General features: G+C 68.0%; 21 protein-coding genes and 1 tRNA gene. 8 read left to right on the top strand and 14 right to left on the bottom strand.

The genetic code is table 11. The annotated features are described in order from the left end of the window. Nucleotides 1–5 precede the first annotated feature (5 nt). Nucleotides 6–1,331, top strand: coding sequence for a hypothetical protein (locus JUB13_RS12975; protein ID WP_207479508.1), 1,326 nt, complete (start codon nt 6–8; stop codon nt 1,329–1,331). Beyond that, nucleotides 1,328–2,464: a DNA adenine methylase gene (locus JUB13_RS12970; protein ID WP_207479507.1), complete on the top strand. Its 1,137-nt coding sequence runs from the start codon at nt 1,328–1,330 to the stop codon at nt 2,462–2,464. The genes JUB13_RS12975 and JUB13_RS12970 overlap by 4 nt, the downstream gene beginning before the upstream one ends. Nucleotides 2,465–2,777: 313 nt before the next feature. Here JUB13_RS12970 and JUB13_RS12965 read toward each other — a convergent pair whose 3' ends face one another. Next, a complete protein-coding gene (locus JUB13_RS12965) occupies nt 2,778–3,029 on the bottom strand; it encodes a hypothetical protein (protein ID WP_207479504.1) in 252 nt (83 codons plus the stop codon). A 630-nt stretch (nt 3,030–3,659) separates the two neighbouring features. Between JUB13_RS12965 and JUB13_RS12960 the strand changes: the two genes are divergently transcribed. Beyond that, nucleotides 3,660–4,562, top strand: a complete 903-nt coding sequence (locus JUB13_RS12960) for a Rha family transcriptional regulator (protein WP_207479502.1) — start codon at nt 3,660–3,662, stop codon at nt 4,560–4,562. Nucleotides 4,563–4,613: 51 nt separating this feature from the next. Here JUB13_RS12960 and JUB13_RS12955 read toward each other — a convergent pair whose 3' ends face one another. After that, the gene (locus tag JUB13_RS12955) at nt 4,614–5,561 is read right to left on the bottom strand and encodes a WYL domain-containing protein (protein ID WP_207479500.1); all 948 of its coding nucleotides are present in this window, start codon (nt 5,559–5,561) and stop codon (nt 4,614–4,616) included. Between the two features lie 262 nt (nt 5,562–5,823). Continuing rightward, nucleotides 5,824–5,899 (bottom strand) — tRNA-Glu (locus JUB13_RS12950). A gap of 458 nt (nt 5,900–6,357) precedes the next feature. Between JUB13_RS12950 and JUB13_RS12945 the strand changes: the two genes are divergently transcribed. Next, nucleotides 6,358–6,705 (top strand): hypothetical protein, encoded by a 348-nt coding sequence (locus tag JUB13_RS12945; RefSeq protein ID WP_207479498.1) that lies wholly within the window; start codon nt 6,358–6,360, stop codon nt 6,703–6,705. 77 nt (nt 6,706–6,782) lie between these two features. Then, nucleotides 6,783–7,124, top strand: coding sequence for a hypothetical protein (locus JUB13_RS12940; protein ID WP_207479496.1), 342 nt, complete (start codon nt 6,783–6,785; stop codon nt 7,122–7,124). Nucleotides 7,125–7,239: 115 nt separating this feature from the next. On the opposite strand, the gene JUB13_RS12935 is transcribed toward JUB13_RS12940, so the two are convergent. Beyond that, nucleotides 7,240–8,319, bottom strand: a complete 1,080-nt coding sequence (locus JUB13_RS12935; protein WP_207479494.1) for a threonine aldolase family protein — start codon at nt 8,317–8,319, stop codon at nt 7,240–7,242. A gap of 33 nt (nt 8,320–8,352) precedes the next feature. Here JUB13_RS12935 and JUB13_RS12930 point away from each other — a divergent pair, with 33 nt between their 5' ends. Both JUB13_RS12930 and rpoH read left to right on the top strand, forming a co-directional pair. Next, nucleotides 8,353–9,471, top strand: coding sequence for an RluA family pseudouridine synthase (locus tag JUB13_RS12930; RefSeq protein ID WP_407928129.1), 1,119 nt, complete (start codon nt 8,353–8,355; stop codon nt 9,469–9,471). A 142-nt stretch (nt 9,472–9,613) separates the two neighbouring features. After that, nucleotides 9,614–10,507, top strand: a complete 894-nt coding sequence (gene rpoH, locus JUB13_RS12925) for an RNA polymerase sigma factor RpoH (RefSeq protein WP_207479492.1) — start codon at nt 9,614–9,616, stop codon at nt 10,505–10,507. A gap of 39 nt (nt 10,508–10,546) precedes the next feature. Here the strand turns inward: rpoH and JUB13_RS12920 are convergent, their stop codons facing one another. From JUB13_RS12920 to JUB13_RS12900, 5 genes are all read right to left on the bottom strand, one after another. Continuing rightward, a complete protein-coding gene (locus JUB13_RS12920) occupies nt 10,547–11,035 on the bottom strand; it encodes a hypothetical protein (protein ID WP_207479491.1) in 489 nt (162 codons plus the stop codon). A 63-nt stretch (nt 11,036–11,098) separates the two neighbouring features. After that, entirely contained in the window at nt 11,099–13,138 is a 2,040-nt protein-coding gene (locus tag JUB13_RS12915; RefSeq protein WP_236024920.1) for a serine/threonine-protein kinase, read from the bottom strand. 102 nt (nt 13,139–13,240) lie between these two features. After that, a complete protein-coding gene (locus JUB13_RS12910) occupies nt 13,241–14,533 on the bottom strand; it encodes an adenylosuccinate synthase (protein ID WP_207479489.1) in 1,293 nt (430 codons plus the stop codon). 16 nt (nt 14,534–14,549) lie between these two features. Then, nucleotides 14,550–15,710, bottom strand: a complete 1,161-nt coding sequence (locus tag JUB13_RS12905) for an ATP phosphoribosyltransferase regulatory subunit (RefSeq protein ID WP_207479488.1) — start codon at nt 15,708–15,710, stop codon at nt 14,550–14,552. A 167-nt stretch (nt 15,711–15,877) separates the two neighbouring features. Continuing rightward, nucleotides 15,878–16,696 carry a hypothetical protein gene (locus JUB13_RS12900; RefSeq protein WP_207479486.1) on the bottom strand — a complete coding sequence of 273 codons (819 nt, stop codon included), beginning with the start codon at nt 16,694–16,696 and terminating at the stop codon, nt 15,878–15,880. 264 nt (nt 16,697–16,960) lie between these two features. Between JUB13_RS12900 and cls the strand changes: the two genes are divergently transcribed. Beyond that, on the top strand, nt 16,961–18,451 hold the full coding sequence (gene cls, locus JUB13_RS12895; RefSeq protein ID WP_207479484.1) for a cardiolipin synthase: 1,491 nt from the start codon (nt 16,961–16,963) through the stop codon (nt 18,449–18,451). 51 nt (nt 18,452–18,502) lie between these two features. Here the strand turns inward: cls and JUB13_RS12890 are convergent, their stop codons facing one another. From JUB13_RS12890 to JUB13_RS12870, 5 genes are all read right to left on the bottom strand, one after another. Next, nucleotides 18,503–19,315: an FkbM family methyltransferase gene (locus JUB13_RS12890; RefSeq protein ID WP_207479482.1), complete on the bottom strand. Its 813-nt coding sequence runs from the start codon at nt 19,313–19,315 to the stop codon at nt 18,503–18,505. Between the two features lie 130 nt (nt 19,316–19,445). After that, on the bottom strand, nt 19,446–20,579 hold the full coding sequence (locus tag JUB13_RS12885; RefSeq protein ID WP_207479480.1) for an AI-2E family transporter: 1,134 nt from the start codon (nt 20,577–20,579) through the stop codon (nt 19,446–19,448). 109 nt (nt 20,580–20,688) lie between these two features. Next, nucleotides 20,689–22,266 (bottom strand): phosphoglycerate dehydrogenase, encoded by a 1,578-nt coding sequence (serA, locus tag JUB13_RS12880; RefSeq protein ID WP_207479478.1) that lies wholly within the window; start codon nt 22,264–22,266, stop codon nt 20,689–20,691. An 83-nt stretch (nt 22,267–22,349) separates the two neighbouring features. Further along, nucleotides 22,350–23,513, bottom strand: coding sequence for a phosphoserine transaminase (locus tag JUB13_RS12875; RefSeq protein WP_207479476.1), 1,164 nt, complete (start codon nt 23,511–23,513; stop codon nt 22,350–22,352). 166 nt (nt 23,514–23,679) lie between these two features. Further along, complete coding sequence (locus JUB13_RS12870; protein WP_207479474.1) at nt 23,680–25,395, bottom strand: hypothetical protein; 1,716 nt, start codon at nt 25,393–25,395, stop codon at nt 23,680–23,682. Nucleotides 25,396–25,405 lie beyond the last annotated feature (10 nt).

Here is a 25,405-nt window from a genome sequence, read left to right as displayed (position 1 = left end):
CGTCGATGGCGAAGCAACTTACGGCGCTTCAGAAGCGCGTGCTAGGCCAGGCAAGCCGCGGCCCGATCGTCAACGTTCTGTCCCAGCTGCAAACCGGGGCGGCCGGTAGATGGCTACGGTCAGGGCATCCTTTTCCAGATGGTATTCCGCCCCGAAATATCAGAACGATCAATGCTGCGGACCACGCGGCCATCGTTGAGCTGTTGGCCGCCACCGGTCCAAATCATTGCATTGATGGGTGGGCTTTCCTCGCGCGAGGCTTGGCCAGTCTGGTCGCCGGCGACACGCATGCAGCCAGACATTTTGCATATTATGCGGAGCTCCGGGCTGCCCAGTCTATTCTTTCGACGATGGGTATCGGCGTTTTCGGATCCTGGAACTGTGTTGTCGACCACACAGGCACGATCACTCTAGCAGATGATAAAAATGGACCACGCGGGACCCATGATATGGTGTGGCTCGCGATCCAGGAATGGGTAGCGGGACCAAACGCAGCAGGACAGCTGGGCGAAGCAGTCTCTATCCGAAACGTAAACCTCGACGACTGCTTGAAGGCAATGTGGCCCGGGACTCACGGTCGCCCAGCAGGTAAAGATCTTGTCCTTGCGTGGGGTATCGACCTGCAGAAAGCCGATGAGGAACGACACGCTCGGAACAACTCGAGCTATAATCCGCAAGGGTTAAACCCAATTCCTTGCAGCGCCGACGACACTCTTACATTCCTAGAGGACTTCTGGAGCCTGTTTGAGCCCGATCCCGGCGATCCTTTCCTGACACTAGACAGATATCTATTCCGACTAATGGCCGAGGAGCAGTATAATATTATCCGCCACGTTACCCCAGGAGCAGGCAAAGCCAAGGATCTCCGGCAACGTCATGCCTTACTTGATCCCGCGGTTCAGCAGGCGGTGAGCGAGCGATTTATCACAAGAGCCGATGCTCCCGCCGATCATGCGATCATCACGAAGGCATTAACGGTAAGCGCAACGCCACACCCGACAGAAATGCTATCTCGCGCCGCGCTCTTACTGCGCACAGCTACCGCGGTAGTCACTAAGGCTTTCTTCGATGCAGGGGTGAATGGAGGGGCTGACCTGATCTTTTGGTACAGCCCCTTTGGCTTGGACATTGGGCTCTGGAACGTTGGAGGACCACCCGTTCCCATGGTCGGGCTTTGGGACGATGTCCGCCAAGCAATGGATGATGCTCTGGACGCTCGCTCCCGCGCTCCCGTTCCGCTCACGCGTGAGGATTGGGCTTCAGCCGTGCCCAATGGACTTCCCAGGATCTTCGAGGCCGAGCGAATCGCGCTTTGGAGCCTCTGCTCATGAAGTATATGGGCTCGAAGAGATACATGCTCACCAATGGACTAGGCGAGGCGTTGGCAGCCGAAGTTCCAAAGGCGCGGCGATTTATCGACCTTTTTACCGGCTCGGGTGCTGTGGCAGCATTCGCGGCAACTCGTTGGGACGTGGACGTACTCGCCAGCGACCTGCAGAAATTCGCTGTAGCATTAGCTGCATCAGTTATCTGCCGCGATGTCGTCGTCAACGATCCCAAAACGCTAGAGGCGTGGATTGGCCGAGCTCGCGCACGGGTGAACGAGAATGAGCGTCTAACAGCAGCCAAAGAGCTCCAAGAGGCGCTTAGAAAGCGTGCACTTATGGACGTCGTTGGTCAATGCAGAGAACTTTGTAGTGAGTCGGGAGCTGGCCCGATTGAGATGGCCTATGGCGGCTACTACTTCAGCCCGCAACAAGCCATTTGGCTTGATGCTTTGCGGGCTACGCTTCCGCAAAGGCACGAAGCCAAAGTGGTCGCATTGGCTGCCCTCATCGGTACAGGAAGCCGATGCGCCGCCGCCCCAGGACACACCGCTCAGCCCTTTCAGCCAACTTGTACCGCTGGTGAATTCCTGCTGACTTGCTGGTCGAAAGATGTAGTTACGACTGTGATGACGGAGTTCAATGAAATTGGCCGGATCGCAGCAAAAAGAAAAGGACAAGCGTCTGTTGACGACGCCTTAGCTGTTGCGAAAAAGCTCATGGAGGGTGATCTAGCTTTCATAGATCCGCCATATTCGGCAGTTCATTACAGCCGGTTCTACCATGTTCTTGAAACAATCGCGTCCGGCACCCGGGTCCCCGTTTCCGGGGCCGGTCGGTATCCGCCACTCGAGCAGCGGCCGATATCCAACTTCAGCATCAAGTCGAAGGCCGCCTCCGCGCTTCGCGATCTACTCCAAGCTATTAGCTCGAAGGGGGCCCGTGCCGTGGTGACGTTCCCCGCAGGCAACGCATCTAACGGCCTAAGTGGCAAAAGGGTTGTCGAGATAGCCTCGGAATTCTTCCATATCGATCGAGAAACGGTCACTGGCCGATTCTCGACGCTCGGCGGCAATCGCGTCAACCGCGCGGCCAGGCAGGATAGCCAAGAGCTTATACTCACGCTTTCACCAAAATAAAAAGTATTTTGCGGCTTAAATCTAAATACCGATTGATTGTAAGGAGCGCCTGATCTTCGCACGCCTCTGACATGCTTTATCCACTCGGCCTTCTCCTCGGGCTTGGCTGATCACGGGCCTACATGCACGAATGGAGTTTGCTGAAAAATAAAGCCCTAGTGCAATACTCGAGGCTCGGGCCATCAGCTGGTTTGCATAACTTGATATAATTTCCGCTCGCGTTGCAAGCATTCTTGCGTTTGCCGTAGCTGCATACGCAGAGACACTCCAGCGAGTGCTGTTGTCGGATTAAGTCGCATTCTGAACCACTTCATCAAACCGGCTTCGGCTTCTCCCGCCTGAGGTCGCCGCGCGCTAGCCCGAGATCGGGCCCGACGTCGACATCGGGGCTGTTGCACGCCGTGCAGCGGCCCCGGATCGTTTCCGGGCGCTTGTTATAGCCGAAGAAGGCCACCAGCTCGGCCGCGACGAAGCGGCCCTCGTGACCGCAGCGCCGGCACTTCATGCGGACATAGCCGCCGATCCGCGCCAGATCGCCCACCGTGTCGGTCTTCTTGCTGCCCATGCCGGCATGGTGCCGCCGCCGGCGCGGCCAGGCAAGAACGAATGGGGAACAAACGCTACTCGGCTCCCGCTGCTGTGTATGACCGACTGCAACGGAGATCAGGCCACATCCACCATGGCACGAAGGTAGCTTGGCGGCGTCTCCCGGTGACGGGCATTCGTCGGCGGCACCGACAAATCACCAGCTAAAAGCGCGGGATCGGTTCGGCGTTTCGCTGCGCGATGCCGCGAAACGTGGGCCAGCAGCATCCCGGCACCGGGCTTGCCTAATCGGACCTCTTCGGTAGGCGAACACCGTCCATACCGATGAATTCGACTCCGGCGTCCTTTAGCGCTTGCTCAACCGCAACGACATTAGGCGCGAGTGTCCGCGGCATGCCCTCGGATTTAGCCATACGACGCACGGTGTGCCACGGGACACCAGACCGAGCAGCCAGCTCCTGCAGCGTCCAATCAAGCAGCCCTATAGCCGCGCGGATCTGTGCCCCGGTAACCATGACCCGAAGGGACAACGGCTTACAGCTTCCGGCAAGAACGGCTTGCGCCTCTACCTCCTTCGGTGTATTAAATATACATATACGCATCTTAAAGACATATCTGCCCATTTCCGCGCGAAGGAGCGCACCTCCGAATGCCCGCGGCAGCACGTGACATAGCACTAGATGACCTGACCACGCGACTCGGGGACGAGCCGCGTCTTTTCGATCTGCGGCTTGCCGAGGCCCTTGGATTTGAACGCCCGCGGGAGATCCGGCGCCTCATCGAGCGACATTTCAGCGCGTTGCGGCGTTTTGGGGAGGTTCGCGTTACTATGACGCAAACCTCCCCGCGTGGCGGCCGGCCTGGCAAGGCCTACTGGCTGAACAAGAAGCAAGCGCTCTATATCTGCACCAAGTCCGAGACGGATCGCGCGACCGAAGCGACGATTCAGATGGTCGAGGTGTTTGACGCCTGGATCGAGCAGCAGCGCGCCGCGGCCGTGCCCCGCCCCGCCAACGACGCCCCGCTCACCCTCCCAGCGCCGGAGCAGACGCTGTTCGGCTTTCTGCGCGCGGTCCTGGACTACGACGAGTGGCGGCCGGTTTCGCACGGCCGGATGTCCGAGGCGACAGACCTCAAGCCGTTTACCGTGCACCGAGCAGTGATGTCGCTCCTGGCGCGCGGCCTCGTCGACCGGCGCGGCTTCGCCGTGAAGACCAAGCCGCACGAGTACCGCCTGGTCCGCTTGACCGGTCCTGCAGCCCAGGCTGCCCTGCCCCCACCGGCGGCGCAGCTGCGCGACCGGCAGGCGGTAGTCGACGGCCGCGTGGTCGACATGAAGCCGACCGAGTACGGCGCTGGCGAGACCGTCTGCGTCGTCCGGGCCGACGGCACCATTGAGCTCGTGCAGCTGGTCACCGCGGCGCCGATGCCCGGCGAGCGCTTCGGACGCGCCAGCATGGCTGACCTAGGCCGGCATCCACATGGCCGGCTGGTGGGTGACGTGATCGTGGTCGGTCGCGTCGTGGAAGAGGTGCAGCCGTACGAGCCGTGAGTGCGTCCCGTGATGGCTTAGGCACCCCAATTGCTGCCCGATGGGGGTGTATTATGCTGGCACAGCCAGCCGATCCCTAAGTTCCGTCAGCATCGCGAGTTCGGCAGCGTGCTCCTCACCGTCAGCACGCATCAACGCAACAGCGCTATCTAAGAACAGCCGCTGATCCTCGACTGGTTCCTGCTCGAGCCCATCGAGGCAACGCTCGAGAACGTCAATGGACGGATACTGGCGCTGCAGGTAACCCCGGAGGGCGGTCACATCGGCATCAGTCACAGCAATCTCAGAGCGGTGGGCCTTCGCAGCGATGTACCCCACTATCACGCTGATCTCCTCGGGCGCCAGAAAACCGTCCGACCGGGCCAAGGCGACCAGCACCCGTAGACCATCGCGCGCGACGCGACGGTGGGCGTAGCCAGGCTTCTCTGGCTCAACGGGCACCGGGGGCATGCTCGGCGTCAAGGACCGCTTCGGCACGGTGGCGCGATCAGCTGCGAGGGACTTCGCGCGAGGCACAGGTGCGGGCGCATTTCCCCGAACATCGAAGCGCAGCTCGTCAGCAAAGAACTTAGTTGGATCATGGACAACGCCGTCCATGTCGATCACGCAGCAGATCCTATCGAAGCGGAAGGTCCTAAGGGCCCTTCGCTCATGGCACATGGCCTGGAGATAGAAGAGACCACCGGCGCCCCGGTAGAGCTGCCGCAGAGTGATCCGCCGACGCGTCTCGTCGCCCGCACCGTCCCGGTACTCGATGGCGAAGGTAACGCCCCAGAGATCGTCATCGATCCTCTCGACGTCCGGTGCAGCCTGGAGCTTGGCCCTTCCGCTCCGCCGTCCTGACTGCTCGAGTCGATCATCGTCATCGACACCCAGCTTGATCAGGAGTTCCGGCTCATCGGGAGCGTGCATGCCGGCCGGCGAGAAGGTCGGAGGCATCGGCGGCGGCGTTGTGTCAGTGCGCCGGAACATCCGCGCTATTGCCGAAAACAGGCCCATGACGTTCCCTCCCGAGCTTTTTTAGGAGGCTACGCCTGCTGCGTTGTGGGCGGCAACGAATCGTTGCGACTGAGCCCCCCCTTGCCTGGCTCGCTGCCGCAACAGGCGACGGTCAGATCCCGCATGGAGTGCGTCCCGTGACGCTACGTGCCGCCCCGTATCATGGGCTCTCTCGCGCCCGCGTACTGGACAAATACTGGACAGAAAAGCAAAGCCCCGCTCGATGGCGGGGCTGGAAACGGCAGAAACTCTAGGCTTTGAGTGGCGTCCCCTAGGGGATTCGAACCCCTGTTACCGCCGTGAGAGGGCGGTGTCCTAGGCCTCTAGACGAAGGGGACGAGGCCGTGCGTGGGCGCTGATATAGCCAGCGGGTTCGGGGCATTCAAGCCTTTTCTTGGATCTCCGCGGCAGGTCGCGCCACGGCCGTGCGCCGTCACCCATCTCCCCTGCTGCGCAGGGCACCGGCGGAACCGCCGATGCGGTTCGCGACGGCAGAGAAGCTTGCTGCGTCTTACGGGCATGGGTCTTCCCGCCCTGCCCTGATGCCTGACCAACCGGCGCGTACACGCCACCTGTCGCCGGGAGATCCCGCCCGCAGACGAGCCTCTGGGCAAACTGCTCCCTTTATCACGCACGCGATTTAATCGCGATCGCGTCCGGCGCGCAGCAGGGTTGCAGGATTATACATCGCGCACGATCTGATCGTATGAGATGGTCCTCTCACCCCAGCACGGGACGCCAACACACACCCAAGCGACACCAACCCAACCACCCAAACAGCAAAGGAGCCCACGCCATGAAGACCCTGACCCTCGCCGCCGCCCTGATCGGCATCCTCGCCGCCGCCCCCGCCCTGGCCAATGGCGAAGGCAGCGCCGGCACCAACCAGTTCCACGGCTCCAGCACTCTCGTCTCCTACGGCGCCCAGCCGAGCGCCCGGGCCGAGACCGGCTCCGTCGCCGTCCGCCAGGACGCCGGCAGGCCCGGCCTGGCCGACAAGGCCCTGGTCTGGGGCGAGGCCGCGGTCGACCCGCTCTACGACAACCTCTCGGCCCAGGGCCTGGTCATCGCCACCGCCGGGCAGCCCGCCGCCTCCGCGATGGCTTCCAGCGAGACCGACTTCAGCCGCGCCTACGCCAACTGACCGCCGGCCCTGCCGAGCATCCAGCCAGCCGAACCCACCGACCACCCAACCAGCCAGACCCGAAAGGAACCCCGACCATGAAGACGCTGTCCATCGCCGCCGCCCTGATCGGCATCCTGTCCGCCGCCCCGGCCTTCGCCGGCGAAGGCAACCCCGGCGTGAACCAGTTCCACGGCTCCTCCGACCTCGTCTCCTTCGGCGCCCAGCCGAACCCGCAGGGCCCGGCGCCGGTCGCGGTGCGCCAGGAGGCCGGCCGCAGCGCGCAGGGCTTCCGTTCGCTGGTTTCCGGCGAAGCCGCGGTCGATCCCATCTACGACAACCTCTCGGGCCAGGACTGGGTCCAGATCGCCGGCGGGCAGCCCGCCGCCTCCGAGATGGCCTTCGGCGAAACCGACTTCAGCCGCGCCTACGCCAACTGACGGTGCCCCGATGCACGTGGTCCAGCGCCCCTTCCCAGGCCGACAGGCCGGGAAGGGGCGAGCCCTGTTCACGGTGTTTTCCGCCGGCACGGAAGACCGGGGAGCGTCCCTGTCCTCAGGCCCTGCCGGCCAGCGCCAGCGCATCGGCGACCAGGGCATCCACCGCCTCCGGGCGGGTCTCCCACGAGGTCACCAGGCGCACCACCGGGCCGTCCCAGCGGTAGAACTGGTAGCCCTTTTCCAGAAGGCCGGCGGTCACGGGCTCCGGCAGGCTCACGAAGATCTCGTTGGCCTGCACGGGATCGCGCAGCGAGGTGCCCGGCACCCGCGCCAGGCCGGCGGCCAGCCTGTCGGCCATCGCGTTGGCATGGCCGGCGAGGCGCAACCACAGCCCGTCCGCCACATAGGCGTCGAGCTGGGCCGAGATCACGCGCATCTTCGAGAAGAGATGCCCGCCGCGCTTGCGCCGGTAGCCGAACTCGCGGGCGCGCTCCTTCAACGGCGCGACTCCATTCGCGCCCGCGCCGCCCGTCGCATCGCCGCCGAAGAACACCACCGCCTCGGCCGCCAGGGCCCCGTTCTTGGTGGCGCCGAAGCTGAGGACGTCCACCCCCGCCTTCCAGGTCAGTTCGGCCGGACTGCAGCCCAGCCGGGCGACGGCATTGGCGAAGCGTGCGCCGTCCATGTGCACGGCAAGGCCCCGCTCGCGCGCGATGGCGGAAAGCGCCGCCACCTCGGCCGGGGTGTAGATCGTGCCCGCCTCCGTCGCCTGGGTCAGGCTCAGCACCGTCGGCTGCACCGCATGCACGAAGCCGAAGGGCGCCCTGGCCAAGGCCGCCTCCAGCGTGGCGGCGGCGATCTTCCCGCCTTCGCCCGGCAGCCCGATCAGCTTGGCCCCGCCGGTGAAGGCCTCAGGAGCGCCACATTCGTCGGTGTTGATGTGAGCCTCATGATGGCAGTAGACCGCACCATAGGGCGGCGTCAGCGTCGCCAGGGCGAGGGAGTTGGCGGCCGAGCCGGTGGCCACGGGGAAGACCGCGACCTCGGTCTCGAAGAGATCGGCCAGGCGCCGCTCCAACCCCGCCGTGACCGGATCCGCGCCGTAGGACGGCATGGCGCCCGACGTCATGGCGCGGGTCAGCGCCTCCAGGATCTCGGGGGCGGCGCCGGTCACGTTGTCGCTGGTGAAAATCATGGTGCTGCGGCCTTCGGAGGAGAGGACAGGGTGGTGACGGAACGCCCCGGCGGGGCGCGGGACGGGTACGGAGAGGGACCCGGCGCCGAGTTCGACGACGCCGAGATCGACGGGTTCGAGGACGAGCTGCTCGACGACGGGGAGCCCTGCGGCGCTGCCGACCTGGCGGCGCCTGCAGGGCGACTCGCCTGGACGGTCACGGCCGACGCAGCGGGCATGCGCCTCGACAAGGCCCTCGCCGGCGCCTTCCCCGGCCTCTCGCGCTCGCGCCTCAAAGCGTTGCTGGACCAGGGAATGGTGTCCCTGGACGGCCGGACCCTAGCCGAGGCGTCACGCCGGGTAAAGCCCGGCCAAGCCGTCGAGATCGAGGTCCCCGAGCCCGAGGCGGCCCTGCCCGAGCCCGAGGACATCCCGCTTCGGATCGTCCATGAGGACGAGGACCTGCTGGTGATCGACAAGCCCGCCGGGCTCGTCGTGCATCCCGCGGCCGGGAACCCGCGGGGCACGCTGGTGAACGCGCTGCTGCACCATTGCGGGTCCTCGCTCTCTGGGATCGGCGGCGTGCGCCGGCCAGGGATCGTCCATAGGCTCGACAAGGACACCAGCGGGCTGATTGTGGTCGCCAAGACGGCCGAGGCCCATGCCGGCCTGTCGGCACAGTTCGCCGACCGCAGCCTCAGCCGCACCTATCTGGCCCTGGTGTACGGCCTGCCCTCGCCACCCCGGGGCGAGGTCGAGGCGCCCATCGGCCGCTCGCCCCAGGATCGCAAGCGCATGGCGGTGGTGCGAGAGGGCACGGGCAAGCCGGCGCTGACGCGCTATGCCGTGATCCGGGGTTTCCGTCTCGCCGCCGCGCTGGTGGAATGCACGCTGATGACCGGGCGGACCCACCAGATTCGCGTGCATATGGCGCATATCGGCCATCCGCTCGTGGGCGATCCCGTCTATGGCGGAAGAACGGGTCGGGCCTCGGCCATCCGCGCCCGCGGGCTGCCGGAACCGGCCACGGAAGCCCTTGTTTCCTTCGGAAGACAGGCCCTGCACGCTGCAAAGCTGCGCTTCGTGCATCCGCGGACCGGCACCGCCATGTCGTTCGAGAGCCCCGTCCCGGCGGACATGGAGGACCTCCTCCGCACCTTAGAACGCCTTTAAAGACCTATACCCGACCCTACTGGTCGGTTATGATATGTTTAGAGCGAGATGATGATCCCCGGGCCGTCGGCGGCCCGCCCCCGAAAGCCGGGGGACAGCATTGGCGGGCCCCGCGCGGGGCCGCCGGAAGAGGACGAAGAGGATGGCTGGCAATCTCCCCAGCATACCGGTGATTAGTTCCGAATCGAACCTGGCGCGCTATCTCCAGGAGATCCGGAAATTCCCGATGCTGGAGCCGGAAGAGGAATACATGCTTGCCAAGGCCTGGCGCGAGGCCGGCGACACCGATGCGGCCCATCGCCTGGTGACCAGCCATCTGCGCCTGGTCGCCAAGATCGCCATGGGCTACCGCGGCTACGGCCTGCCGGTCTCGGAGCTGATCTCCGAGGGCAATGTCGGCATGATGCAGGCGGTCAAGCGCTTCGACCCCGACAAGGGCTTCCGCCTCGCCACCTATGCGATGTGGTGGATCCGGGCCGCCATCCAGGAATACATCCTGCACAGCTGGTCGCTGGTGAAGATGGGCACCACGGCCGCGCAGAAGAAGCTGTTCTTCAACCTGCGCAAGCTCAAGGGCCAGATGCAGGCGATCGACGACGGCGACCTGTCGCCCGAGCACGTGACCGCGATCGCCACCAAGCTCGACGTGCCGGAATCCGACGTGATCTCCATGAACCGTCGCCTGGCCAGCCCCGACCACTCGCTGAACGCGCCGCTGCGCGCCGACAGCGAGGGCGAATGGCAGGACTGGCTGGTCGACGAGGCCGAGACGCAGGAGATCCAGCTCGCCGAGCGGCAGGAGCTCGGCAAGCGCAAGGTCCTGCTGCGCGAGGCCATGAAGGACCTGAACGAGCGTGAGCGCCACATCCTGACGGAGCGGCGCCTGCGAGACGAGCCGACCACGCTCGAGGACCTGTCGCAGAAATACGGCATCAGCCGCGAGCGCGTGCGCCAGATCGAGGTCCGCGCCTTCGAGAAGCTGCAGAAGGCGATCCGCAACGCGGCCACCGAGCAGCGTCTGGCCCAGGAGCTCTGACCGGCCCCTGCCGCTGGCCCGGAGACCGGCGCCGGCGGCTCAGCCCTCGGCCGCCGGCTGGGGCTGGAGCGGCGTCTCGCCCTTGACCTCGGGGCCCCATTCCGCGACCAGCGCGGCCTGCTGCTCGCGCAGCTTGTCGATGCGCGCCTGTGCCCTCATGGCCGAGAAGCCCGCGACCATCGGCGGCACCGCGTAGTAGATGCCCCAGCCCAGCGCCGCCGCACCGTACATGCCGGCCCAGGCGAACGGGTTCGAGAGGATCGCCAGGGCGGCCGCGAGGCTGTGCTCGCGCTGCCAGAGCTGGATCACGAAGGCCATCGCGCCGACGAAGTTCACCGCGCCCACCGTCATGGGCGCCGTCTTGTCGGGATCGCGGTCAATCAGAAAGGCCACCGCCGTGGGGATCAGCCCCGCCCCGATGACCAGGGCAGTCGGCATGAAGATCAGCGACAGCGGCACCACGATCAGCAGGAACAGGGTCACCGGCCCGCCCCGCTCGCCGCTCCGCCGCCTGCCCCGTGCCGCCATGCCCCGTCGTCCCCGCTTCCCAGTTCCCGGCGCGCCCTGCGCCCGTTCCCGCGCCCGGTCGGGCTATCGCCGCATCAAATAGACGATGACGATGCCGACCAGCGCCACCGTCGCCAGCACGCTCGACACCATGGCCGCGATCTGGCGGCCCAGCGTGTCGGCGGTCTCCTGGCGGTTCTCGATCTCGCGCTCGGCGCGCTGAATTTCCTTGGCCGCGCGGTCGTAGTCGCGCCTCGCGGCGGCGAACCCCATCTCGTCCTTGCGCACCGCCTCGGGGTCGTCGATCAGCTTCAGGAGCTGGCGGATGTCCCCGCTGCGCGCGGCCTTCACGAGATCGGCCTTCATCTTCTCGCGCCGCGGCCGCGAATGGAACCGCTCCAGCGCGGGCTCGACCATGGTCGCGAGCCAGCCACTGAGGTTCGGCAGGTTCGCCGGGCCGAAGCGGGTCTGCACCTCGCCCAGGATGTTCAGGATCGCGGTGACCCGCCGCCCGGATTCGCCGCCGTTTCCGGCAATCGACAGCAGCCGCTCGTCGAGCTTGCGGAAGCGTGCGCCCAGGAACCCGGCCACATGCCGGTCGATGGGCTCCTTGCCGCGGTCGACGCGGGTCGCCACCTGGTCCAGCGCCTGCAGCAGCTCCAGCGGCGACTGGGCGTGGAAGGCCTTCACCATGGGGCTGATGCAGGCCATGGTCGGATTCAGCTCGTAGAGCACGCGCTCGATTCCGAAGCCGAGTCCCTGGCGCTCGAGATAGGAGCGCATCTGGTCGAAGGTCTGGATCAGCGGGACGAACTCGGCCTTCGCCTCGAGCTGGACGTTCACCCAGAACATCGGAAGCTGCGCCGCGATCGCCTCGCCGAGAGCCTGCGGGCTCTGGCCCAGGGCGAAGGCCTCGGCGATGGCATGGCCGAACCCGTCCACCATGACCGAGCGCTGCTTGTACCGGATCGGTGCCGGCGGATCGAGCGCGAGGCAGACGCGGGCCACCAGCCGTTCTTCGAAGCTGCCCGACTTGCCCGCCGCCGTTGCCGACGCGACCGCGCCCTGAACCGCCTCGGCGCGCACCTCGTCGCCCAGGCTGCGGCGCAGCCAGCGGTCCAGCTCGCCGCTGTCGATCTGCAGGGCCGCCGCCCCGGGGGCACGCGCCAGCAGGCGGCCCAGCGAGCGCGCGTGCCACGCCTCGCCGTCCTGGAACTCGAAGGGCCGCACGCCCTTGCGCGGCACCTGGGGCTGCTTCGGCGAGAGCCGGCGCCCCGAGAGCCACATGTCCACGTCGCTGAGCGTCCAGCGCTGCTTCACATCGTCCGAGAGCAGGCCGCGCAGCACCTCCATCATGGAGAGGGAGATGCGCATCGTGCCGACCAGCGCCGGGTAGGTCCCCTTCTCGATCTTCGCCTGCAGCATCGCCTCGTCGTCGAGCTGCCGCGCCGGGTTGCGGCCGAGCAGCATCACGAGGGCCGTGACGCCGAGCGCGTAGAGGTCGTCGGCGGTGCTCCCTGCGCCGCGCCCGCCCGGCTGCGCCATGGCGCGCTCGATGGGCAGGAAGATCGCCGGCTGGGTATAGGAGGGCAGCGTCGAGATGCACTCGCCCAGCATCACGCCGCCGGTGGCTTGGTCGCGCACGAAGAGATTGGTGGGCCGCACGTCGCCATGCACGATGCCGCGCACGCCGAGCTCCTTCAGGGCCGCGGCGAGCGGCTGGATCACCTGCCGGGTGACCCGCTCCTCGCCCATGGGCTCGATGGTCTCGGACAGGGCCGACATGACCCGGCGGCCCGAGGGGCGCTCGAAGATCAGGGCAAATCGCCGGTGGCCGTCGGCCGGCCAGTCGATCACGCCCCAGTCCAGGAGGCGCATCAGCGACTGTGTCTCGATGCTCTTCAGCGAGGTCAGCATGTCCGTGCGGGGCGGAAGCCCGCTGGTGCAGACGATCGCGAAGAGCTCGGCCTTGCGGTCGCGGACGGCGCGGGCCAGGAAGGCCGGTCCGCCGGGCGCGTTCAGGGCAGGCAGGGGCGATCCGGGCAGAATCTCGACCCGGTTGTTCAGGACGACCGCATCCATGGCGGCCGCGGTCGGCGCATCGGCTGCCTCGGCGAATGCCATCGGCCCTCCCTCCCGCGGGCAGTTTCGGGGAGCTTGGCAAAAGAAGCATTAAAAAAACCGGCGGAGCCTTCGCATCCGCCGGTTCCGCGCGTTCGGGCGCGCTCAGTCCTCGAAGGGATCGTGCATCAGGATGGTGTCGTCGCGCTCGGGGCTCGTGGAGAGCAGCGTCACCGGAGCCTCGATCAGCTCCTCGATCCGGCGGACGTACTTGACCGCCGTGGCCGGCAGATCGGCCCAGCTCCGCGCGCCGCGCGTGCTCTCGGACCAGCCCTCGAAGGTCTCGTAGATCGGCTCCACCGAGGCCTGGGCCGTCTGCCCGGCTGGATAGTGGTTCAGAACCCGGCCCTCATGGCGATAGCCGGTGCAGACCTTGAGCTCCGCGAACCCGTCCAGCACGTCCAGCTTGGTCAGGGCGATGCCGTTGATCCCGCCGACCTTCACCGCCTGGCGCACCATAACGGCATCGAACCAGCCGCAGCGGCGCTTGCGGCCGGTGACCACGCCGAACTCCTTGCCGCGCGCGCCCAGCAGCTCGCCGATGTCGTTCACCTGCTCGGTCGGGAACGGGCCCGAGCCGACGCGCGTCGTATAGGCCTTGCAGATACCCAGGACGTGGCCGACCGCGCCCGGCCCCATGCCCGACCCGGTCGCCGCGTTGCCGGCCACCGTGTTGGAGGAGGTGACGAAGGGATAGGTTCCGTGATCGACGTCCAGCATGGTGCCCTGGGCGCCCTCGAACAGGATCCGCTTGCCCTGGCGGCGCAGCGCGTCCAGTCGGTCCCACACCACCCCGGCATAGGGAAGGATCCGCGGCGCGATCTCGCGGAGCTGGGCCAGAAGGTCCGCCGCCTCGATCTCGGGTGCGCCGAAGCCGCGCAGCAGCGCGTTGTGGTGGAACAGCATCTGCTCGACCTTGCCGTCCAGCACGGCCGGATCGGCGAGGTCGCACAGGCGGATCGCCCGGCGCGCGACCTTGTCCTCGTAGGCGGGGCCGATGCCGCGCCCGGTGGTCCCGATCTTCGAGGCGCCGCGAGCCTCCTCGCGGGCGCGGTCGACGGCGCCGTGCACGGGAAGGATCAGCGTGGCGTTCTCCGCGACCACCAGCGTCTCGGGCGTGACTTCGACGCCCTTGGAGCGGATGGCCTCGATTTCCTTCAGCAGGGCCCAGGGGTCGACGACCACGCCGTTGCCGATCACGCTGAGCTTGCCGGGCCGTACGACGCCCGAGGGCAGCAGGCTCAGCTTGTACTCGACGCCGTTGATCACGAGGGTGTGGCCGGCATTGTGGCCGCCCTGGAACCGGACGACGACGTCGGCCCGGCTCGACAGCCAGTCGACGATCTTCCCCTTGCCCTCGTCGCCCCACTGGGCGCCCACGACAGCCACGTTCGCCATTGTCAGCTACTCCGGTTCAATCGAGCGCCACCGGCTCGCCCGCGACGAGCAGGTGGGTGCAGCGCTGGCGTCGCGCCTCGGCGCCAGCGTCCGACGCGGGCTCGAGCCCCGCGACGGTGGTCCAGCCAGCCTCGCGCAGACGACGCCCCTCCCCGGGATCAGTCCCGTGCGGCAGGAACAGGCGCGTGGTCGGCTGCGGCCCCGGGGCCGCGCGCAGGACGGTGTCGAGATACAGGGTGAAGCCCGTCGAGGGCTCGCCCGACAGCGGGTCGCGCCCGTCGCCGCCGGCGCGATATCGCCCGCCGCGGCCGAGCTCGCCGCGCGTGCCGCGGGCGAAGAAGGTGAAGCCCAGACCGGTGTGATATTCGAAGCCGCGATGCTCGACGAGGTCCACCGTCAGCATCAGGGACGGTGCTGCCTCCTTGACCAGGCGCACGACCTCGGTGAGGCGGCGCCGGTCGGCCTCGGCCGCCTCGGGCAGCTCGAGCGCGGACAGCGCCGCAACAGCGCGGGCCGCCGGGCCGCTGGCGGCCATCAGCCGCCCCATCAGGGCCGCCGCGGGGCCACCGACCGCCGCCACGCCGGCCGCATCCTTGCGGTCAAGGGCCGAGCGCAGGCGCGCCGAGTCCTCCTCGGGCAGGTTCAGCGCACGACACAGGGTCGGCACCAGGGTCGCGACGTTCAGGTCGACCGACAGATGCGGCACGCCCGCCGCCTGCAGCGCCTCGGCGGCGAGGACCACCACCTCGGCGTCAGCCTCGGGCGCCAGGGTTCCGATCAGCTCCACGCCGACTTGGCCGAACTGCCGCTCCGGGCGCATGTGCGAGCCGCGGGTGCGCACCACCTGCCCGCCATAGGACAGGCGCAGCGGCCGCGGCCGACGCGTCAGGCGGGTGGTCGCGATGCGGGCAACCTGCAGCGTGATGTCGGGGCGCAGCGCAAGCATGCTCTGCGAGATCGGATCCATCACGCGGAAGGTCTCGGTCGCCAGAGCCTGGCCAGAACCCGAGAGCATGGTGGATTCGAACTCGATGAGGGGCGGCTTGACGCGCTCGTAACCCGAGCGTCCGAACGCCGCCATCAGCCGCTCGACGATGGCGGCCTCGTGACCGGCGTCGGGCGGAAGCAGGTCGGGCAGGCCCGCCGGCAGCAAGGCCCTGTGGATCGCGTCGTTCATGCCCTTGCGCGGCTCGTCCCAGCAGGTTCCGGGCGGTTGTTAGCCCAAAGCCCCGGCCCGGGCAAACGGAATTGCGGCAGATGGCGCCGCCGCGACGGAATGCCGTCCCGGGAGGATGTCCCTGGCTGAAGTCCCAGGGCGGGCGCCCCAGGAAGTCGCCCCGATGCCTAGCGCTCGGGCGCGGCCTGCACGCCCGCGCCCTTCATGGCATGGGCGAAGCCGAGCACGGCGGTGCTGATGGCGGGAAAGGCCAGGGCCAGCGTGCCGTCGGGGTTGCCGACCCGCGCCACGACGGCCGGCTGGCGCACGGGGTCGGGACTGAACTCGCAGCTGAGGTCGAGGCGCACCTTGTCACCGACCCGAAGGCCCTGGTCGTTGCGGAAATCCTCGATCAGCAGGCCGCGGATCGACCAGTTCACGGTATGATAGCTGCGTCCGTCGAGCACGACCGTCAGGGGCGGATCGAAGTAGCGGATGGCGCCGCGCCGTTCCCTGCCGGCCGGCGCCTTGGTCGCGGCGTCCTGCGTCTCGAGCTTGCGGGCGGCGGCATCCTTGGTGCGCTGGTCCACGCCCCCCGCCGAGGTCAGCATGATCGCCTGGACGCGCCGCTCCACGGCGCCGCGGAACTCGTCATCCACGCCGAACCGCACCGCCTTGCCGAAATGCTCCCGCGCCTTGGCCAGGATCTCGTTGCGCTTCTTGTCGTCGCCGGCTCGGGCGGCCTGCTCGGCCAGGGAGAGCTGCGCGTCGACGCTGCGCTGGAAGGCGTTCCGCTGGAAGATCTTGGCCTGCTCGCGGAACTCCGAGGCGCGCTGCGGCGGGAATTCCGGCGCCTTCATCAGCTCGGCCAGGGCAAGCGCCCGCGCCTCGATTCCCTCTGGTGGCTCGGTCATGGCGCCATTGCGCATGGACCTCAGGAGGTCTTCCGCCTTCCGGAGCAGGCCATCGATGATCTTCTGCCGCTGCGCAACGTCGATGACTGCCACGGGTCACCCCTTTTTCGGCATTCATCGCGAAAATGTCCCGAAATTGGTGAAGATATCGTAAAGCTTTCGAAATGATCCGCGGCGCGGACATTCGGCGCCGCGGCGGCCCATCCCTCCGTGCGGGATGGCCGAAACCACGCCCCGGCGTGTTGACGCGGATACCGGCGCAGGCGACCGTCCCCGGCGCGTCTCCGGGCAAGGCGGGCGCGCGACGCGTCCGCCAGCTCGCCGGACCTCCGAAGGCATGGGAGCGATGCAGGCAGGATGAACTGGTCCGCGGCTTTTGGCTGGCTCTTCTCCGGCTACGTACTGCTCACGGGCATCTATATCGTTCTCGAGAACCGGCGCCCGCCAGCGACGTTCGCCTGGATGCTGCTGTTCCTGGCCCTGCCCGGCGCCGGCCTGGCGATCTATCTCCTGTTCGGCCGGGACCGGAAGGCGTTCAGCCGCGAGAACGCGCTCGCCCGGCAGAACCTGAAGCCGAACCTGACGCGGCTTCTCGGCCGCCTGCTGGACGAGCAGGAGGCCGAGATCCACGGGCTGGAGGCGGATGGGACGATCCGGCACCGGCTGATGCGGCTGGTGCGGCGGAACTCGCATTCCGTCCTCACGCTCCGCAACCGGATCTCCGTCCAGCAGGACGCGGCGGAGCATTATCCGAGCCTGGTCGCGGACCTTAAGACGGCCCGGCATTCAATTCATCTCCAGTACTACATCTGGGCGGAGGATCCCTTCACGCAGGAGCTCAAGGAGATCCTGATCGAAAGGGCCCAGGCCGGCGTCGAGGTGCGCCTGCTGTACGATCCCGTCGGCTCCTTCCTGCGGCTGTCCAGGCGCTACCGGCGCGAGCTCAGGCAGGCCGGCGTGCTGGTGGCGCCGGTCTCGCCCCTGTACCGGCTGCACACGATCTCCTACCGCAACCACCGCAAGATCGCCGTGATCGACGGGCGCATCGGGTACACCGGCGGCCTGAACATCGGGCAGGAGCACATCGATGGCGGGCCGGACTTCGATGTCTGGCGCGACACCCATCTGCGCATCGTCGGCGACGGAGCCGCCGTGCTGGAGACCGTGTTCCTGATCGACTGGTACAACGCGACCGGCGAGGACCTGTACGCCCCCGATACGCTCGCCCCGCTGCGCGAGCACATGCAGCACGCCGAGGACACGGCAGACCCGGCGGACGAGGACCACGCGCCGAGCGTGCCGGTCCAGATCCTCACCTCGGGCCCGGATTCGGAGTGGCGGGCGATCCGGCAGCTCTACTTCGCCATGATCCTGTCGGCGCGGCGCCGGGTGCGGCTGCAGTCCCCGTTCTTCATCCTCGACCCTACCATCGCCGAGGCGCTGAAGGCCGCCGCGCTGTCGGGCGTCGAGGTGGAGGTGATGCTCAGCGCCCGGGGCGAGGGACTGAACCAGGCGCCCTACTGGGCCGCGAGCACCTACCTCGCCGAGGTCACGGCGGCCGGCGTGCGCGCCTATCTCTACGAGAAAGGCTATCTGCACGCGAAGGTCATCACCGTCGACGGCCAGGTCTGCTCGGTCGGCTCGGCCAATCTCGACATCCGCAGCTTCAGCATCAATTACGAGGCGACCGCGGTCGTCTACGACCCGGCGGTCGCAGCGGAGCTCGACGCGGCCTTCGAGCGCGACCTCGCCGGGTGCCGGCCGTTCCTGCTGGACGAGTATCTCCGCCGGCCGGTGGCGAGCCGCCTGCGCGATTCCCTGGCACGGCTCCTCTCGCCGCTGCTGTAGGCCCTCAGAGGGACGCGGCCTGCCCGGAGGTGCCGCCCGGGCTCACATCCGTCAGGCCTGGAAGTTCCTGGAAAGCGCCAGGAAGTTCTGCGCCAGGAAGATCTCGTCCTCCTCCCGGTATGCCTCGACCCTTGCCAGCCCGTCCCGAAGGATCCTGTGCACCGAGAAGTCCGGCAGGGCGTACCAGAGATCCTGGAAATACGTCCTGGCATCGATGTTGCTGCCGCCGAACTCGAACTGGATGGCGCGGACCGCCCCGCTCCTCAGCATGTCCCCTGCGCCGGCCAGGATGGCCAGCTCATGACCCTCGGCATCGATCTTCAGAAGGTCGATGCGCCCAATGCCGTTCTCCGCGCACACCTCGTCCAGCCGGCGCAGGGAAATCGTCTCGACCGGCTTCATCTCGATACCGAAGTGGTCGAGCCGCCTGGCGTAGAGGGATGCGGGGCCCGCCCCCGGCCGCGGCGCGAACAGTTCTGCCGACCCGCTGCTGTCCGAAAGGCCGAAGTTGAATGCCTTGCACCGTGGGTCGGAAACATTGGCTGTAAAGCTGGCGTAGGCGGCAGGCGAGGGCTCGAAGGCATAGACCCGGGCATTCGGAATGTGCGCAAGCACCGCCTTCGTATAGCGGCCGACATTCCCACCCACGTCGAAGACCGTGACCTCCCGCTGGTCCTTGAACATCCCTGCGAGATAATTCAGGGCAAAGCCCTCGCCGCTCGTGTCGACGTCGGCGCCCGCCCCGGCGCCGATCCCGCACAACGCAAGGCGGTGCAGGGCGAGGAAGAACTGGTAGGCCTCGACCGTTGCCCCCCGCTCGCGGAGCAGGGCCTCGAGCTCGTGAATGATCGCATCGCGGTCCATGTGAGGAGCTTTCGAGACCAGTGTCCAGGGGCGGCCGCGGACTGTATCGCAAGCATCGGGGCCGCTCAACCGCACCCTCCCCGGCGGTCCGGCCGGGTCCTCCAGCCCTCGCGGAAGATCGCGCCCCCAGCTACCGGGGCCGGAGCCGGAGCCGGACGCGGAAGAAGTCGAACAGCACCCGCAGCGTCGCGAGCGTCGGCACCGCCAGGAGCACGCCGGCAAGGCCCGCCAGCGCCCCGCCCGCGATGACGCCGAGGAACACGAGGACCGCGGGGACCTTGATCGTCTGCGCCTGGATGCGCGGCGTCAGCACGTTTCCCTCGAGCTGCTGGATCGCCACGAAAAGGAGCCCCGTGAGGAGGGCCGTCCCCGGTGAGATCGAGAACGCCACCAGAAGCGCCGGCACGGCACCCAGCCAGGCCCCGAGGAAGGGGATCACCGCGGTGATCGACACCCAGGCCCCGAGAGCCAGCGGATATGGGATTCCCATCAGGAACAGCGCCGCCGCCGAGAGCGCGCCCTGAATCAGCAGCACCAGCGCGAGCCCGCCGAGATAGCGGGACAGCGCATGGCCGAGCGCATCCCAGAGCGAGAGCGCGTCATGGCGGTAGCGTTTCGGCGCGCTCGCGAGATAGGCCGCCTTGAACTGGCGCTGGTTCGCCAGCAGCGAGGCCGCGACGAACACCACCGAAAAGACCGTGAGGGCGTAGCTGAAAGTTCCGAAGACCAGCCCCACGGTCCGCCCGAGGACGTTGTTCGCGACAACGCCGAGGCTGTTCCTGAAATCCTCGGTGAGCCGGGCCGCGATGACCTCCGGCGTGTCCGGCAGCAGATCGTTCCGGTACAGCGCGTCGAGCGCGCGGACGAGATAGCGGTCCAGGTTCTGGACCATGCCCGGCAGCGCGCCGACCAGCGCGCCGGCCTGCGAGACCAGCAGCGGCACGACGATGTATGCGACCAGCAGCAGCAGGGCGAGCAGGATCAGGAAGGACAGCAGGATGGCGGCGCCGCGCGGCACGAAGCGGGCGAAGAGCTGCACGGGGAAGGACAGCACCAGGGCGACCGCGAAGCCCGCCAGGGCGATGGCCGGCACGATGGGTACGGCCCAGAGGACCAGCAGCAGCAGGGCCGCCTGCGCAAGCAGGAGGAGATTCCAGGTCGATGCCGAAATCGGGATCGGCGTTGGCCCACGCCCGAGCTTCCCGGCCCCATCCCCACGCCCGCGCGCCGTCGTGGGCCGGCGGCCGGAGCTGCGAAGATCCATGGCTTCCCCGCTGCTGCCGGCGGTTGAGCCCGGAATGGTAGAGCATCTTCGGGTGCCGCGGGATCCCGAAGATCCCCGGGGCCCGGACGGGGCCCCGGGGCATCGTGCGTCAGAAGCTCAGCGCGCGCGCCTGCACGACGCTGGGCAGTCCCGCGATACGCTGGATCAGGGGCTCGGGGATCTTCTGGTCCACCGAAACCAGCGCGATCGCGTTCTCGCCCGGCGCCGTGCGGCCGAGATGGAAGGTCGCGATGTTCACGCCCGCCTCGCCCAGCGTGGTGCCGAGCGCCCCGATGAAGCCGGGCTTGTCCTCGTTGCGGACGAACAGCATGTGCTCGGACAGCTCGGCCTCGATCGGTACCTCCTCGATGCCGACGATCCGCGGCTTCTCGTTGCCGAACAGCGTCCCCGTGACCGTGCGCACGCGATGCTCGCTCTCGACCGTCAGCCGGATCAGCGTCTGGTAGTCCGAGGCGCGCTCGCGTTTGGTCTCTGCAATGGTGATCGAGCGGTCGCGCGCGATCGCCGGGGCGTTGACCATGTTCACGGTGTCCACGAAGGGCCGCAGCAGGCCCATGAGCACCGTCTGGGTCAGCGGCTTCACGTTCAGCTCGGCCACCGGCCCCTCGTATTCGACCGTGACGGCGCGAATGCCGCTCTCGGTGATCTGGCCCGCGAAGCTGCCGAGCTGCTCGGCGAGTTTCATGTACGGGCGCAGCTTGGGCGCGTCCTCGGCGGAGACCGAGGGCATGTTCAGGGCGTTGGTGACGGCGCCCGTCATCAGGTAGTCCGCCATCTGCTCGGCGACCTGGAGGGCGACGTTCTCCTGGGCCTCGGTGGTTGACGCGCCCAGATGCGGCGTCGCGATCACCTGCTCCATGCCGAACAGCGCGTTTTCCTTCGCGGGCTCCTGCTCGAAGACGTCGAGGGCGGCCGCCGCGACCTGCCCGCTCTCCAGCGCCGCTTTCAGGTCGGCCTCGACGATCAGGCCGCCGCGCGCGGCGTTGATGATGCGCACGCCGCGCTTGCAGCGCGCCAGCGTGTCCTTGTTCAGGAGGTTCTTGGTGCTCTCGGTCTTGGGCGTGTGCAGCGTGATGAAGTCGGCCCGGGCGAGCAGCTCGTCCAGCTCGACCTTCTCGACGCCGAGATCCGCGGCCCTTTCCGGCGACAGGAAGGGGTCGAAGGCGACGACGCGCATCTTCAGGCCCAGCGCGCGGTCGGCGACGATGGAGCCGATGTTGCCGCAGCCGACGATGCCGAGGACCTTGCCGGTCAGCTCGACACCCATGAAGCGGTTCTTCTCCCACTTGCCGGCATGGGTCGAGGTGTTGGCCTGCGGGATCTCGCGGGCCAGCGCGAACATCAGCGCGATCGCGTGCTCGGCCGTGGTGATGGAATTGCCGAAGGGCGTGTTCATCACGACGACGCCGCGCGCCGTCGCGGCCGGAATGTCCACGTTGTCCACGCCGATGCCGGCGCGGCCGATCACCTTCAGGCGGGTTGCTGCCTCCAGGATGTCCCTGGTGACCTTGGTGGCCGAGCGGATCGCGAGCCCGTCATAGCCGCCGATGACGCGGACGAGCTCCTCGGGCTTCAGCCCGGTGCGGACGTCGGTCTCGACGCCGCGCTCCCGGAAGATCTCGACGGCACGCGGGCTCAGGCTGTCCGAAATCAGGACCTTGGGCATGATGATTGGTTCCTCCGTGCGCGAAGGCGCGCAGGCGCCCTCCCCGACCCGTGGGCGGGAGAGGACGCGGCGCGGTCGGGGGCTCAGGCGGCCTTGGACAGGCCCGCCTTGACGGTGGCGAAGGCCCAGTCGAGCCAGGGCAGCAGCGCCTCGATGTCGGCGGTCTCGATGGTCGCCCCGCCCCAGATGCGCAGGCCGGGCGGCGCGTCGCGATAGGCCGCGACGTCGAGGGCGACGCCCTCCTTCTCCAGCACGGAGGCCAGCTTCTTCGCCACCTCCGCCTGGCCGGCGTCGTCGAGCCGCGTGATCTCGGGATCGACGATGCGCAGGCAGATGGAGGTGCAGGACCGGATCGCCGGGTCGGCCGGAAGGAAGTCGACCCAGGGCGTCCGCGCGACCCAGGCCGCCAGGGCCGCAAGGTTGGCCTCCGAGCGCTTGACCAGCGCCGGCAGGCCGCCGATGGACTGGGCCCATCGCAGCCCGTCCAGTGCGTCCTCGACCGCGACCATGGAGGGCGTGTTGATCGTCTCGCCCTTGAAGATGCCCTCGACCAGCTTGCCGTCTTTGGTCACGCGGAACAGCTTGGGCAGCGGCCAGGCCGGCTTGTAGCTCTCGAGCCGGGCGACCGCACGGGGCGAGAGCGCCAGCATGCCGTGCTGCCCCTCGCCGCCCAGGACCTTCTGCCAGGACCAGGTGACGACGTCGAGCTTGTCCCAGGGGAGGTCCATGGCGAAGGCGGCCGAGGTCGCATCGCAGATGGTCAGGCCCTGGCGATCTGCGGGGATCCAGTCGCCGTTCGGCACTCGGACGCCCGAGGTCGTGCCGTTCCAGGTGAAGACGACGTCGGTCGAGAAGTCGACGGCGGAGAGGTCCGGCAGGCCGCCATAGGGCGCCTGCAGGACCACGGTGTCCTTCAGCTTAAGCTGCTTGGTGGCGTCGGTGACCCAGTCCTTCCCGAAGCTCTCCCAGGCCAGCATGGTGACCGGGCGCTCGCCCAGCAGGTTCCAAAGCGCCATCTCGACCGCGCCGGTGTCCGAGGCGGGCACGATGCCGAGCCGGTAGCCCTCGGGCATGCCAAGGATGCGGCGGCTCAGCTCGATCACCTCGGCGAGCTTGGCCTTGCCTTCCTTGGAGCGGTGGGAACGGCCGACGAGGGCGTCGGCGAGCGCCGCGACGGTCCAGCCGGGACGCTTCGCGCAGGGACCAGAGGAGAAATTGGGGGTGCGAGGCCGGTCGTTCGGCTTCATGTGCTATTCCTTCCAGAATAGTGCGACCCGGTGGGGGGTCGTGGCCCGCCGGCGACTTTAATGACGGGCCGTCCCGCACGCAAATTCCAAAACGCACCGGAATCGCGGCGGCCCGCCGCTCGCGCCCCTGCCCGCCGCTGACGCCCTGCGGCGCCCTTGCGCGCCCTCAGGCGCCGGCCGGGCTGGCGCCGACGGCCGCGGCGAAACGCTGGAGCCGCTGCAGCGCCTCCCGTTCCTCGCGCACGAAGCGCTGCCGGTAGGCCGGGAGGAAGTCCGGAACGGACAGTGCGCGCGTCAGGATGCCCGCGGCGAAGGTGCGGACCCGCCCCTCGGGGGGCGGCGCCTTGCCCAGCATCCTGACCAGCAGGTCGATGCGGTCGGGCAGCGGCCTCTTCGATCCCACGACCTCGCTGCGCAGGATGTCCAGAAGCTCCTCCTCGATGGGGCCTGCCACGGGGCTTGCGGCCTTGCCCTCGACCCCGCCGGCGCCAAGCAGGGCGAGCGCCGCGCCCAGATGCTCCGCCGCCTCGACGCGCTGGGCGCGGGCGGGCATCAGCTCGTGCAGCAGCATGCGCGGCGAGACGGACTGCACCAGCACGGCGCGGAGCTGGGCCTTGTTGCGCTCGCCAGGGGCGAGCTGGATCAGCCGCACGAGCCGCTCCAACTTCTCGAAGGTCGTGCGCGCGCCCTGGAGCGCGATGGCGAGCCGCTCGCTCGCGATCGCGCGGCCGCAGCGCTGCTCGACCGCCTCGCGGACCTCCTCGTCGCGCCCGAGTGCGGGGCTCGCCTCGGTCATCCCGGCGATCACCACGTTCAGCGCCTCCATTTCCTGGAACAGGTCGCCGGCGGGACGGAGCCAGGCGGGCCGCCCCAGCTCCTCCAGCAGGGAAAGGCGCAGGGCCGAGCGGGTCCTTGGCATCAGCCCGGCGGCGATCAGCGGACCCAGCGACTCGGCCCCGCCGGCCTCGCCGGGAACGCCGAGCACAGCGCCCACGCGTCCGCCGTGCAGGTCCATCAGGAATTTCAGGACGGCCTGCAGGGTGCCCCGTTCGCCCGCGAGCTCCCGCAGGGCGGAGGGCGTGCGCATCATCTCGGCCGCGACCATGTCGATCGGCTTGAGTTCCGGGATCTCGATCCCGTCCGCACCGGCGGCGAGCCCGATCCTGTGGAGCTTCTCGGTCCAGGTCGCGGAGTCCGCGAGGCATCCCGCCAGCAGGCGCAGGACGTGGAACTCCGGACGGTCGGGAAAGCGAGCGGCGACTTCGCGCGCGGCGGCCATGAAGCCCGCGGGCTCAATGGCAACGAACGGATTGGCCCGCGCCTCGGAAGCCAGCTCGTGCACGGCCTTGTGGGTGAGCTCCATCAGATCGTGGTGGCGCCGGTTGGCCGGGGTTGCCGTTCCCGTGACCTGGGCGCGCGCCGCCTTTTGGACCGCAGCCTCGACGACGGCCCGGTTGGCGGCCATCTCCTCGGCGTGGCCGGGAAAATGCAGGAGCTCGACGGGCGTGATCCTGCGAGCCTCGAGGAAGCGGGCCAGCAGGATGCGCATCTCGGCCCGCGCGTCCTCGCGGTAGAAATCCGCCGGCGCCGTGCAGGCAGCCGTGCTCGCCGCAGATGGCCCGTGATGGTCGAAGTCGGGCTCTTCGGCCCCGGCGCGCAACCACTTGTGCAGCACGACCCGGTCCGAATGCTCGAAGCCATGGAAATGGGAAGAGCGCACGACGCGCACACCCTGCACGCCCGACTGGTTCAGCAGCGACTGCTCGGCCGCCTGCATCAGCCGGTCCTGGCTGTTCGCGTCGGCAGCCAGCCTCCAGAAGCGATCCTGGAGCGTGTGCAGCTCGTAGACGACCGTCACAGCGCCGGTCGGAAGTTCCGCCATCCGACTTGTC

This window comes from Arenibaculum pallidiluteum (assembly GCF_017355985.1).
Lineage (GTDB): Bacteria > Pseudomonadota > Alphaproteobacteria > Azospirillales > Azospirillaceae > Arenibaculum > Arenibaculum pallidiluteum.
The sequence above is the reverse complement of the archived record's forward strand: the minus strand, read 5'-3'. Positions and strand labels throughout refer to the sequence as shown.